Genomic DNA, 12,335 nt, shown 5'->3' with positions numbered 1-12,335 from the left:
CATTTTCCAGTTTCCGGCTACAATTTTTTGAGGCATATTTTTATCGTTGAATTTTATTATTAATTGCTTGAGATGCTCAAATATAAGGGTTTTTCAGGCATTATTATCATGGTTCAATGATTAGCTAAATCAGTGGTTATTTGACTTTGGCCCAATGTTTGGTTCGTAATCGATATCACCAAATGATTAAAATTATGAAAACGCTCTTTACAATATTCAGCATGTTTGCGCTACTTACTTTCAGTTCATGTTTTATCGGTGATGAAGGGCCGGTCGGACCACAGGGCCCACGTGGACCACAAGGCATTGAAGGCCCGCAAGGAGCCCCGGGAGAATCGGGCTATGTTTTTGAACAAGCCGGCATTAATTTTACAGCACCGGATTATTCATACCTATTCGAATACCCATCTGATTTTGAGGTATTTGATTCTGATGTGGCTGTTGTTTACCTGCTTTGGGGTCAGCAAGAAGTTGGTGGTGAGGTGCTTGATATTTGGAGACAACTACCTCAAACAATCTTGACACCAGATGGTCTCTTGCAATATAATTTTGATTTTACGAAATATGATGTTGAACTTTTCTTAGATGCTGAGTTTGACCTTGATATTCTCACTGCTGATGATACCGATGACTGGGTAATGAGAGTAGTGGTTGTGCCAGGTGAGTTTTGGAATACTACCCGAGGTAGAGTTGATTTCAGTGACTACTATGAAGTGAAGGAAATGTTAGGCCTACCTGAATTAGGAAATCATGAAAACCAGCCTGTAAGAAAAAATTAGACTAATGGCTGTCTCTTATCGAGGCAGCCTTTTTTGTTAACTTATTCGGCTCCAGTTTACCACAGTCTTTCTTAATGATTCTATCTGCCTTTTGATATTACCATTTTCTGGATTATCCAAGTTTCCATCTTTCTCTAATAAGGCAGAAGCAGCCTGTCGGGCCATTTGTAAAATCTTACCATCTTTTCCCAGGTCAGCTATTAGTAGATCTAAAATACCACTCTGCTGTGTGCCGGTGATGTCACCAGGTCCTCTCAGTTTTAAATCAACATCAGCTATTTCAAACCCGTTATTGGTCCTTACCATAGTCTCGAGTCTCGTTTTACCTTCTTTGCTTAACTTATAATTGCTGATAAGTATGCAGTAAGACTGCTCGGCACCACGACCCACTCTGCCTCTTAACTGATGTAACTGGGCCAAACCAAACCGCTCGGCATTTTCAATAATCATCACTGAGGCATTAGGTACATTTACCCCTACTTCAATTACAGTTGTAGCTACCATAATCTTAGTTTCTCCTTTTACAAAGCGCTGCATCTCAAAGTCCTTGTCCTCAGCCTTCATGCGCCCGTGTACAATGCTTACCGGCACATTTGGGAAAGCGCGGCAAATACTTTCATAGCCATCTTCAAGATGTTTGAGGTCAAGTTTCTCAGACTCCTCAATAAGTGGATAAACTATATAAATTTGGCGCCCTTCGGCTATTTGCTCTTTTATAAAGCCATTTACCTTGAGCCTGTTAGAGTCATAGCGGTGCACAGTTTTAATAGGCTTTCTGCCAGCCGGCAATTCATCTATAGTTGATATATCAAGATCGCCATACATGGTCATGGCCAGGGTTCTGGGTATAGGAGTGGCTGTCATTACCAACACATGTGGATATATATTTTTATCTTTTTGCCACAGTTTAGACCGCTGTGCTACGCCAAATCGATGCTGTTCGTCAACTATGGCTAAACCAAGATTGCTAAACTGCACTACGTCTTCGAGCAATGCATGTGTACCCACAATAATTTTGAGATCACCGGATCGCAGGTATTGATGAATAACTTTCCGCTCACTTTTTTTAGTGCTTCCTGTAAGCAAGGCGATAGTTACACCCATTTTATCGGCAAACTCTTTTAAGCCGTGATAATGCTGCACAGCAAGGATCTCTGTTGGGGCCATGAGTGTTGCTTGTGCTCCTGAGCCAATAGCCGCTAACATGCAGATAAAGGCCACAATTGTTTTACCACTACCTACATCACCCTGTAGTAGTCGGTTCATCTGTTTGCCGGATTTCATATCCCGATAAATCTCTTTTATTACCCTCTTCTGAGCATTCGTTAAATCAAACGGCAGGTGATCGTTATAAAACCGGCTGAGCAAGTCAGGGTTGTCGAGTACTTTACCTCTAAATTTATCAACTCTTGTAAGCTTCAATTTCAAAAGCCTTAGCTGGATGTAAAATAGCTCTTCAAATTTGAGTCTAAACTGCGCTTTTTGCAGCCATTCATGATTGGTGGGAAAATGAATATGTTTGAGTGCTTCGGCTTTATTAATAAGACGATAATCTTCAATCAGTTTTGGGGTAAGTGTTTCGTGGATTTTGGAATTAGCTAAGTGTAGAAGTGTTTTTTGAAGCTTACTAATCCCTTTACTATCGAGGTATCTCTTTCTGAGTGTCTCGGTGGTGTGGTAAACCGGTTGTAGATAGCTAGATTTTGGGTTGAATTGAGAGAGGATCTCAATTTCAGGGTGAGCCATATTTATTTTGCCACCAAAAAGCTGCGGTTTGCCAAAAACAATGTACTCTACCCCCGGCTGAAGTTTTTTTAGAATCCACTGGGCACCCTTAAACCACACTAATTCTAACTCCCCTGTTTCGTCATGAAGGTGAGCGACCAATCTGCGCTTTCGGGCAGCGCCTACCATCTCAGTCTTTCTTATTCTACCCTTAATTTGAACATTTGGCATATTGCCATGTAGCTCATTGATTGGATAAAACTTTGTGCGGTCTTCGTATCGGAAGGGGTAATGCTGGAGTAAATCACCGTAAGTGTGAATGTCTAGCTCCTTTTGCAGTAGCGCTGCTTTTTGTGGCCCAACACCTTTGAGGAATTCTATTTTTGTTTCGAAGAATCCGAGCATGAGCGCAAACTAAAAGATTTTTTCTAATTGCCTGAGCTAATTCACTGATTCATTCCAGCGCAGCGTATTCATCATATGCACTATATCGACCTTTACATAATCGATGGCTGGCTTCAAGGAGTCGTTTTGCACTTTGGTATTGAAATAGAGTGCTCCTCTTAAGAAATTATCAGTCGAGTCGGTGGTGAAAAATTGAAATTGACTAGGCACTTCGCCACTCAGTTCGGCATACACCACTGTTTTCTGAGAAGGAGTCTCTGCTATGGTCTCGTCTATTCCAGATGCTTTTATCTGATGCTTCGCGGTAAGAAAATAAGCGTCATTTAAATATTCTTTTAAGCTATCTCTATTGAGTATTTGCTTGTAAGTAATGTGCACATTGGCCTTAAATTCTGGATAATATACTTCTACCCAGTACTTATCAGATATCCACGAAGAGTCTCTCAGTAGCTTGGCGTGCTTTGAGTATTCAAATATGTAAGGAAGAGAATCAGGCAGAGATTGGTAGCTATGTTTCGGTAAAACAAAGCGATTATATCCTTTAGGTTTAGGCACATAATTGCTTTCGCAAGCAAAACTCAAAATTACTAATATGCCTATCAGAGCTCTAATCCACATAATCCTCTTCTTCTGTGTTTTTTACAAAAACGCGTACCTTTTTTATTCTCTTGTTGTCAACAGCTACTACAGTGAAAACAAATTTATCATAATAAATGCGCTCACCGGCCGATGGCAATTTGGTGTTTATTTCTAAAAGTAAACCACCCAAGGATTCGCTCTCTCCTTTTACTTTTTCAAAGCTGTTTGGGTTTTCATCCAGCACCTTGCAGAAATCATTAAGTGTTGTCTTTCCTTCAAAAAGGAAAGTATGCTCGTCTATGCGATCATAAATTACGTCTTCATCATCAAATTCATCATTGATTTCACCCACAATTTCCTCGATGATATCCTCAAGCGTAATCAGCCCTGAGGTTCCTCCATATTCATCAACCACAATGGCCATGTGTACACGCTTCTCCTGAAAGTCCTTCAGCAATGCGTCTATTTTCTTAGTCTCAGGGATAAAAAATCCTTGTCTTAATAAAGATTGCCATTTAAAGGACTCGTCACTATCAAGGTAAGGCAGCAAGTCTTTGATGTAAAGGATACCTTCTAATCGATCGATAGTTTCTGAGAAAACAGGGATTCTGGAAAAACCGGACTTATTAATTTTATCCATCAACTCATGGAAGTCCATTTCTACGTCTACTGCCGTGATGTCCATTCTCGACTTCATCACCTGTTTTACCGTGAGTGTACCAAAGTTGACAATACCTTTGAGGATGTCCTTTTCTTCATCAGTGGTTTCTTCATTGGTGGTGGTAATTTCCAACGCATGATGTAGCTCCTCTACTGAGATGTCATAACCCTTTTTCTCAAACCTTCTTTCTATCACATTACTCAACGACATCAGTACAAATGATAGTGGTTTAAAGATGGTCTCTGAAACCGACAGTAGTGACGAAGTAAACCTTGCAAATTGTAGGTTATTAGGAGATGCATAAACTTTTGGAGTTATTTCTCCAAAAAACACCAGAGCCAGGGTGGTCACAAATGTGAGAATTACAACTGCAATTCCCTCTGTAGTTTTGGCTCCTACTATCTCCCACATCACGAAGGTTGACAATGTAACGAAGGCTACATTTACAAAATTATTGACGATCAAAATCGTAGCTAAAAGTAGCCGTGGATTTTTGATCAGATTGACAATCTTTTTATCGCTTGTAGCTTCGCTTTCTTTGCATTGAGCTACATCCTTGGGTGTAAGAGAAAAGAATGCCACCTCAGACCCACTAATAAGAGCAGAAGTGACAAGCAGTAGCAATAGCACAAGACCACTGATCACAAAGAACAGTCCTTGCTCGCTAAATATAAGACCTAGTAAATATTGACTCGGAGGTTCGTCTATGGTAGTTTCCAATACAATGGATTTAATCCAACAATTTTAGAAAGGCAAGTCATCGGAGTCATCATTGGCTGCTATATCAGCTGCCGGAGACTCTGCCACCTTTGATTGTGCCTGATTCTGTGAAGGTTGAGCACCCTGGTAGTCATCACCGCCATTGGTCGATCCTTTAGGGCTCAACATTGTCATATTATCACCGACCACTTCAGTAGTGTATCTTGTGATACCATCCTTTTCCCACGAGCGTGTTCGCAATTTACCCTCTACATAAACCATGTCCCCTTTGTTAAGGTATTTTTCTGCGATTTCTGCCAACCCTCTCCAAAGTACAATGTTATGCCATTCGGTTTGCTCTTTACGCTCTCCGGTATTTCTGTCTTTATACACCTCAGAAGTAGCGATAGGAAAATTGGCCACAGAAGCTCCACTTTCTAAATGTCTCACTTCAGGATCTTTACCCAATCTACCTACTAAAATTACTTTGTTAACTCCTGACATATCTATTTTAAAATTTTTTACAAAAGTAGTAATCTTTTATAAATCTAACTAAAAAATAGCTTCATTCAAATACTTAGAAACCAATACAGGTTTGGGTAGATTTTTGATTTCATCTATCGTATAAAATGCTCCTCCTATAGTAGCTATAAGCTTATCTTTTATAGCCTTTGAGCTGATTTTGACAGAAGAAAATTTAGCATAAATCACCTGGTGAGTTAATATATGTTTAAAACTGGTCTGGTTCCACGATACTTCGTTGCCAATCTCACTTGAAAGTTCTTTGGGAAATGCTTCAGTTTCTAAAATAGGTATTGTGTCCTTTTCTTTTACAGTTAAGTGAAAGTCAAACAGACCTTGCCAAATGTCGCCTTTTGTTCTTTCGCTCATCCAAAACGTGTCTTCATACTCAAATACCATGTAAAAGAAGTATCGCTTTTTGACTTTGACTTTTTTAATTTTTACTGGCAGTGAGCCTTGTAAGTTGTGCGCTCTCGCATAGCACTCCAGGGCTAATGGGCATTCTATACAGTTGGGTGATTTTGGCGTGCATTGCAAGGCACCAAACTCCATAATGGCCTGATTGAATAAGTCGGGCCGTTCTTGTGAGATTAAATCATTAGCGACTACCTCGAAATCTTTTCTAGACTTGGCACTGAGTATATCTTTATCGATGCCAAACAATCTGGATAAAACTCTAAATACATTGCCATCTATAACAGGGACCACTTCCCTGTAGGCAAAAGAGGCTATCGCTGCTGCAGTGTATTGCCCCACGCCAGGTAGTTTTAAAATCTCGCTGTATGTTTTTGGAAATTTTCCCTCGTACTTTTCTACAATTAATTTGGCGCAAGCATGTAAGTTTCTTGCTCTTGAGTAGTATCCGAGTCCTTGCCAAAGCCTTAGTACCTCTTGCTCAGAGGCTTGTGCAAGCAGTTCAACTTTCGGGTAGTGATTTACAAAACTCTCATAGTAGGGCAAGCCCTGTGCAACCCTGGTTTGCTGTAGTATGATCTCTGAAAGCCATATTTTATATGGGTCTGTAGTTTCTCTCCACGGTAAGTCACGGGAGTTGGCCTTGTACCAATTTAAAAGTTTAGAGGTGATCGAGTTATTGGGCAATGTCTAAATGATTATATGTTTTCTTGAAAATATGCGTGTTAGTTTTTTTACATATTTAAATTTTTTAATCTCGCTTGGCCGTCTAAATTTGCTGATCAATTTGAGTCAAAATGCAAAAAAGGCATATTTATCAACTAAAAACCATTTTTTCGTGACTAAAGCAGAAGTTATTTCGGAGATATCAGACAAGACAGGGATTCCAAAAGAGGACGTATCAGTAACTGTGGAAGCATTTTTTAGTATTGTGAAAAACTCCATGGCAGAAGGAAACAACATTTATGTGAGGGGGTTCGGGAGTTTCATTAATAAGAAACGAAAGAAGAAAATCGCACGTAATATTTCAAAAAATACGGCTATCGTTATAGACGAACATTTTGTGCCGAGTTTTAAGCCTTCAAAAGTTTTTGTTGAGAAGATAAAAACTAGCGATAGAGTAAAAGAATTGCAGGAATAAGATTTAGAACATCTTATTTCCTTTTGATAATAATATCCTTGAACTTTGCGGTCTGTTTGAATTAAGGACACATGCTTAGAACAAGGATATTATTATTAGTAAGCGCGCTAGTCTTAGTGGTCATTATATTTAACTTGCCAAAAGTGGTGGTTGATAACGATCCTGATAAGCTAGATAAGGAAGGTGAAGTTGTCGAAAACACGCAACAATCTGGTCCTGTAGAGGAAGGTCATACACCTGAACTCACTAAAAACGACCAGGCTCGAGCCAATTCCTTAAAGGAAAATCTCAGACTTGCAAAAAATACAGAAAAAAGTCTTATCTTTGCAGACTCTTTGGCGGAGCTGTATCTTAAGAGCAATAAATATGACAGCGCTGCCAAGTTCATTGAAATAATTGCGCAAGAAAATCCGACAGAGGAGAATTTATTGCGAGCAGGAAATGTCTATTACGAAGCTTATGGTTTTGCTATGGATCAAAACAAGCAAGCCAGGCTAGGGGCGAAAGCACGAGAATACTTTGATAAGGTACTCGCAAAGTCGCCAGACAATCTTGACGTAAAAAATAAGTTGGCCATGACTTATCTCACCACATCTAACCCTATGCAGGGAATTATGATGTTGAGGCAGATATTGGAGGCAAATCCTGAAAATGAGAATGCTATATTCAATTTAGGGGTACTTTCAATGCAGTCAGGGCAGTATGAAAAAGCTGTAGAGCGTTTTTCAGCTCTTGTTGAGATTAATCCAGGGCACACACAAGGTCAGTTTTTCTTGGGAGTAAGTTACCTCGAGACAGGCCAGAAAGAAAAAGCCCGGGAGCAATTTAAATTAGTGAAAACACTAGATGATGATCCGGCTGTGCAAGCTACAGCAGATTCTTATTTAGAAGAAATAGATTAAAAGTATTATTAACCATCTGCCAGCTGGCGGATAAAAACATTTAAGATTATGCCTTGCGGTAAAAAAAGAAAAAGACACAAGATTGCAACTCACAAAAGAAAGAAGAGACTTAGAAAAAACAGACATAAGAAGAAGTAATTGGTATGACCAGTAATGGTCATACCTTTGTTTTAATAAGTTTTTTTAACCTCAAATCCCATTTGTTTTGAGTAACGAATTGATAATAAATTCAACTCAAAATGGATGTCGCATTGCCTTATTAAAGGACAAAAATCTAGTTGAATTCCACCATGATCAGGATGGAAATCAGTTTAATGTAGGAGACATTTACCTCGGCACAGTAAGAAAAGTGGTGCAGGGGTTAAATGCTGCGTTTGTAGATATAGGCTATGAGAAAGATGCTTTTTTGCATTATCTCGATCTAGGCCCACAGTTTAACTCACTACAAACGTTTACGAAAAGTGCAATTGCTAGAAAAAACACTTCCAGTAAACTGGAAAAGTTTAAGCTAAAGCAAGAAATAGATAAGCATGGAAAGATTAGTAATGTACTTTCCAAAAACCAACAGATTTTAGTTCAGGTTGTAAAAGAACCTATATCAACAAAAGGACCGCGATTATCCTGTGAGTTATCATTAGCGGGTAGATATATGGTGTTAGTACCTTTTTCTAACACGGTAAATGTATCTAAAAAAATCGCTTCGAGCGATGAGAGAAAACGCCTCGTTAGGCTTGTTTCCTCAATTAAGCCAGAGAATTATGGCGTTATAATAAGAACAGCAGCACAGGGAAAAGACGTAAGGGAGTTAGATACTGACTTACGAAATCTTATTGATACCTGGCACAATGGTGTAGCTAACCTCAAAAAAGCTAAACCTAAGGAGAAAGTTATTGGAGAAATGAGTAAGGCTTCAGCTTTGCTCAGAGATGTACTTAATGAGTCTTTTGATAATATTCATATAGACGATAAAGACATCTACGAGGAGGTAAGGTCGTACATACAGACAATAGCTCCCGATAAAGAAAAGATTGTAAAGAAATACTCTGGCAAGAGTAAAATCTTTGAAAACTTCGGTATAGAAAGACAGCTTAAATCTGCTTTCGGACAATCTGTAAGTATCAAAGGAGGTGGATACCTTATTATAGAGCATACTGAGGCATTACATGTAATTGATGTCAACAGTGGTAATAAGTCTAACCGCGAGGAAGATCAGGAGGCCACTGCGCTTTCAGTAAATAAAGAAGCCGCCAAAGAAATCGCCCGTCAGCTGAGGCTGAGAGATATGGGCGGTATTATAGTAGTCGATTTTATCGACATGCGTAAAACGGAGAATAAAAAACTCATCTACAAAATAATGAAAGATGAGATGGCTCCAGATCGCTCAAAGTTTACTATACTTCCTTTATCCAAGTTTGGTCTGATGCAAATCACCAGACAGAGGGTTAGGCCTGAGATGAATATCACAACTAAGGAGCTGTGTCCAACTTGTCAGGGAACAGGTAAAATTAGTGCTTCGATTTTGGTTTCTGATCAGATAGAAAGAAACATTGACTATCTGATGACGAAGCAAAACGATAAGGATATCACCGTTGTCTTGCACCCGTTCCTTTACGCATACTTTACTAAAGGACGTATGTCACGAAGGCTGAAGTGGTTTATGAAATATTTTAAATGGATTAAACTTATTCAGGACTCTTCCTTAGGCATTACAGAGTTTAAGTTTTTGAATAAACATGCTGAGGAAATAGAGGTAAAAGCTTAAGCCTCACTCTTAACATAATATCAAACCTGATCATATTTAAATGGTCAGGTTTTTTTATGCTCAGTCCTGGATAATGTAAAGGTTGTTTAATTGCTTTTTGCTATTATATTTGCGCGCTTTAAAATAACGATGTCATTATATCATAAAGTCAGGTCTGTTGAAAAGGTATTTCAACATCTTGATAAGGAGATAGCTTCCTTCAAAAATGCTAGCGGATTACAGTGTATGACAGGCTGTGGTTTATGCTGTAGAAAACCTGATATTTCCTCTACTCCTCTTGAATTTCTCCCTTTAGCTTACCATCTATACAAGTATGATCTTGCAGAGGAATGGTGGCAGAAATTTAAAAATACTGAAAAGAAGACCTGCATTTTACTCCACGATATGGTAACTGACAAAGATGCAGGTTATTGTAGTCAATATATGTATCGTGGTCTTGTCTGCCGACTGTTTGGGTACTCAGCTATGCTGGATAAATATGGTAACAAAAACCTATCAACATGCAGCACTATAAAGGCTCAATTAAACTCGAACTATCAACATGCAGTAGATAGAATAAGAGAAGGCCTTCATATACCGGTAATGAGGGATTATTATTTCAAATTAAGAAATATTGATAGTGAGCTTGGCCAAAGGTTAATGCCTATTAATGAGGCAATTATAATTGCACTAGAGTATGTTTTGGCTTATTATGCTTATCGAAAGCCTAGAAAAGCGAGTTAAATAATCTGGTCTAACTTTTTAAGTTGTTTTTGAATGGAAAATTGATTTTCAGCAAGTATCCGTGCATTTGTTTTAGCTTCAACCAACTTATCACGATTTTCGATATAAGGTGTAATTTGCTTAATGAAATCACTTGGGCTTTCAGGATCGTAATAGAAACCACATTTGTTCTTTTCAATAAGCTCCTTTATCCAGCCTTGAAAATTGATAATGATCATTTTACCGGCCGCAAGACCATCAAAAAATTTATTTGGACTACCTGCTGCTAATATGGGGGCATTTTTGAAGGATACATACACAGCATCTACCTGCTCCAGTGTTTTTTTAGCTTCAAGTGTATTTCCCTGAGGTAAAAAAGAAATATTTGTAAGGTCTTTGCTTACTGCTAATTCTTGAATTTTTTTAGCCTGGGCGCCACCTCCCATTACTACAAATTTGAGTTTCAGGGTGGCCGATTGTGCTGCGGCATCAATTAGGTATTCTAAATGATTTGCCAGACCGAGCGTGCCAATATAGCCTATTGTGAGTTCGCCTTGAGTTTCATGGTTTCCTGGCCTGAAATAGTCAGTATCAGAGAAGTTTGTGATTACAGTAGTGGGCGTATCAGTTTTTTTCTCGATGGCCTTCGTAATATCTGGAGACAGACCAATAATATGTCGAGCCTTATTATACACATGCTTTTCTAATTTATAGGCCAGAGATTTCAAAATCGAATTTCTCAATACCTTTAACTGAATCGGGGCGTCTGGCCATAGATCCCCAACTTCAAAAACATAAGGAATTTTATATCTGGCTTTAGCATACAAGGCAATTAGACCTGTAGTAAGCGGTGTGGAGATTACATAGTTGAGGTCAGGTTTATCAAGCTTTTTTATTAGTCTCGTGGCTTGCCACACATAGCGAAAAAATGCGTGAATCCTTGAGTAGAAACTAAGGTGGTTTGTATAGTAAATAGGAAGGCAATGAATAGTTACACCTTCTTTTTGTATGATTTCGTAATCAGGGCTGTTGTGTGCAGTTATTACATTTAGTGTGTGCCCTTTTGCTTGAAGGTATTTAGCAATATGATATGATCTTATGCCCCCACCATCTTCGGGTGTTTTATAATACTGGTGGATTAAAAGAATTTTCATCAACCAAAATTCTTCTCGAAGTATCTGCAAAAATGAGTGAGCTGACAGCTTTCACATTTTGGCTTACGCGCTACGCATACATACCTTCCGTGCAAAATAAGCCAATGGTGAGCAAGTCTTACATGTTCTTCAGGTATATGCTTTATTAACTGCTTTTCTACTTCCAGAGGAGTTTTGGCATTTTGATTTACAAGTCCCAAGCGTTTAGAAACCCGGAAAACATGCGTATCTACTGCCATGGTTGGCTGCTCGTAAACAACAGAAGCAATTACATTGGCTGTTTTACGTCCAACACCAGGTAATTTTTGTAACTCCTTTGTATCTGAGGGAACAACAGAATTAAAATCTTCTACCAGCATTTTGGCCATGCCGATAAGATGCTTGGTTTTGTTATTAGGGTAAGAAACAGACCTAATAAAAGGAAAAAGCTCATCGAAATGACACAGAGAAAGGTGCTCTGCTGTGGGGTACTTCTCAAAGAGTGCGGGCGTCACCTTATTTATGCGCTCATCTGTACATTGCGCACTCAGAATTACGGCCACGAGCAATTCGTATGGATTACTGTACTGTAATTCAGTTTCTGCGTTTGGTTGATGAGCAGTAAAATGCGATATAAAATTTTCGAAGCGTTCTTTTCTTTGCATTCCTTATTTCTTGGAAGGCAAATTTAAAGATTTCGAATAATTCATAATACTTTGAATCACACTATCCGAAGGCTGTTTTAAACTATGGTCTAGCCTTTTCTTTACTGAGTTTAACTCCTTATACATTTCCTGGAGTTTAGAGTCACAAATAAATGCCTTCTCTATCTCCTTGTTTTCAGCTTCTGATGTTTCTTCATAAATGTATCTTACTACATCATCTTGGGTAAAAGTTTTGGTCATACGCAA

General features: G+C 38.8%; 13 protein-coding genes. 5 read left to right on the top strand and 8 right to left on the bottom strand.

The window, feature by feature from the left end; translation table 11 throughout:
- Nucleotides 1-194 precede the first annotated feature (194 nt).
- On the top strand, nt 195-779 hold the full coding sequence (locus E1176_RS13870; protein ID WP_155211230.1) for a collagen-like protein: 585 nt from the start codon (nt 195-197) through the stop codon (nt 777-779).
- 36 nt (nt 780-815) lie between these two features.
- Here E1176_RS13870 and recG read toward each other — a convergent pair whose 3' ends face one another.
- Genes recG through mutY form a run of 5 tightly spaced genes read right to left on the bottom strand, consistent with a single transcriptional unit; the run spans nt 816 to nt 6,471 of the window.
- Complete coding sequence (recG, locus tag E1176_RS13865) at nt 816-2,909, bottom strand: ATP-dependent DNA helicase RecG (protein ID WP_155211229.1); 2,094 nt, start codon at nt 2,907-2,909, stop codon at nt 816-818.
- Nucleotides 2,910-2,945: 36 nt separating this feature from the next.
- A complete protein-coding gene (gene gldD / locus E1176_RS13860) occupies nt 2,946-3,527 on the bottom strand; it encodes a gliding motility lipoprotein GldD (protein ID WP_185152808.1) in 582 nt (193 codons plus the stop codon).
- Nucleotides 3,517-4,857, bottom strand: a complete 1,341-nt coding sequence (gene gldE, locus E1176_RS13855; RefSeq protein WP_185152810.1) for a gliding motility-associated protein GldE — start codon at nt 4,855-4,857, stop codon at nt 3,517-3,519. The genes gldD and gldE overlap by 11 nt, the downstream gene beginning before the upstream one ends.
- A gap of 36 nt (nt 4,858-4,893) precedes the next feature.
- Nucleotides 4,894-5,352, bottom strand: a complete 459-nt coding sequence (locus tag E1176_RS13850; protein ID WP_155211228.1) for a single-stranded DNA-binding protein — start codon at nt 5,350-5,352, stop codon at nt 4,894-4,896.
- A gap of 48 nt (nt 5,353-5,400) precedes the next feature.
- Nucleotides 5,401-6,471 (bottom strand): A/G-specific adenine glycosylase, encoded by a 1,071-nt coding sequence (gene mutY / locus E1176_RS13845; RefSeq protein WP_155211227.1) that lies wholly within the window; start codon nt 6,469-6,471, stop codon nt 5,401-5,403.
- Nucleotides 6,472-6,478: 7 nt separating this feature from the next.
- On the opposite strand from mutY, the gene E1176_RS13840 reads away from it, so the two are divergent.
- From E1176_RS13840 to E1176_RS13825, 4 genes are all read left to right on the top strand, one after another.
- Entirely contained in the window at nt 6,479-6,925 is a 447-nt protein-coding gene (locus E1176_RS13840; RefSeq protein WP_343030542.1) for an HU family DNA-binding protein, read from the top strand.
- A 71-nt stretch (nt 6,926-6,996) separates the two neighbouring features.
- Entirely contained in the window at nt 6,997-7,827 is an 831-nt protein-coding gene (locus E1176_RS13835) for a tetratricopeptide repeat protein (RefSeq protein ID WP_155211225.1), read from the top strand.
- 205 nt (nt 7,828-8,032) lie between these two features.
- Nucleotides 8,033-9,589 (top strand): Rne/Rng family ribonuclease, encoded by a 1,557-nt coding sequence (locus E1176_RS13830; RefSeq protein WP_155211224.1) that lies wholly within the window; start codon nt 8,033-8,035, stop codon nt 9,587-9,589.
- 129 nt (nt 9,590-9,718) lie between these two features.
- A complete protein-coding gene (locus E1176_RS13825) occupies nt 9,719-10,312 on the top strand; it encodes a YkgJ family cysteine cluster protein (protein ID WP_155211223.1) in 594 nt (197 codons plus the stop codon).
- Here E1176_RS13825 and E1176_RS13820 read toward each other — a convergent pair.
- The 3 genes from E1176_RS13820 to E1176_RS20980 form a co-directional block, all read right to left on the bottom strand.
- On the bottom strand, nt 10,309-11,445 hold the full coding sequence (locus E1176_RS13820) for a glycosyltransferase family 4 protein (protein WP_155211222.1): 1,137 nt from the start codon (nt 11,443-11,445) through the stop codon (nt 10,309-10,311). The genes E1176_RS13825 and E1176_RS13820 overlap by 4 nt on opposite strands.
- Nucleotides 11,445-12,089 (bottom strand): endonuclease III, encoded by a 645-nt coding sequence (nth, locus tag E1176_RS13815; RefSeq protein WP_155211221.1) that lies wholly within the window; start codon nt 12,087-12,089, stop codon nt 11,445-11,447. Before nth ends, E1176_RS13820 begins: the two co-directional genes overlap by 1 nt.
- Nucleotides 12,090-12,092: 3 nt before the next feature.
- Nucleotides 12,093-12,335: hypothetical protein (locus E1176_RS20980; RefSeq protein WP_222933149.1), on the bottom strand; the 243-nt coding region annotated here is incomplete at its 5' end.

The organism is Fulvivirga aurantia (assembly GCF_009711475.1).
Classification (GTDB): Bacteria; Bacteroidota; Bacteroidia; order Cytophagales; family Cyclobacteriaceae; genus Fulvivirga; species Fulvivirga aurantia.
Note: the sequence above shows the minus strand (reverse complement) of the source record. Positions and strands in the feature narration are given on the sequence as shown.

Bases quoted from the DNA above. Each gene is read 5' to 3' on its own strand.
- E1176_RS13870 (WP_155211230.1), top strand. From the start codon at position 195: ATGAAAACGCTCTTTACAATATTCAGCATGTTTGCGCTACTTACTTTC.
- recG (WP_155211229.1), bottom strand. From the start codon at position 2,909: ATGCTCGGATTCTTCGAAACAAAAATAGAATTCCTCAAAGGTGTTGGG.
- gldD (WP_185152808.1), bottom strand. From the start codon at position 3,527: ATGTGGATTAGAGCTCTGATAGGCATATTAGTAATTTTGAGTTTTGCT.
- E1176_RS13850 (WP_155211228.1), bottom strand. From the start codon at position 5,352: ATGTCAGGAGTTAACAAAGTAATTTTAGTAGGTAGATTGGGTAAAGAT.
- E1176_RS13840 (WP_343030542.1), top strand. From the start codon at position 6,479: ATGATTATATGTTTTCTTGAAAATATGCGTGTTAGTTTTTTTACATAT.
- E1176_RS13835 (WP_155211225.1), top strand. From the start codon at position 6,997: ATGCTTAGAACAAGGATATTATTATTAGTAAGCGCGCTAGTCTTAGTG.
- E1176_RS13825 (WP_155211223.1), top strand. From the start codon at position 9,719: ATGTCATTATATCATAAAGTCAGGTCTGTTGAAAAGGTATTTCAACAT.
- E1176_RS13820 (WP_155211222.1), bottom strand. From the start codon at position 11,445: ATGAAAATTCTTTTAATCCACCAGTATTATAAAACACCCGAAGATGGT.
- nth (WP_155211221.1), bottom strand. From the start codon at position 12,089: ATGCAAAGAAAAGAACGCTTCGAAAATTTTATATCGCATTTTACTGCT.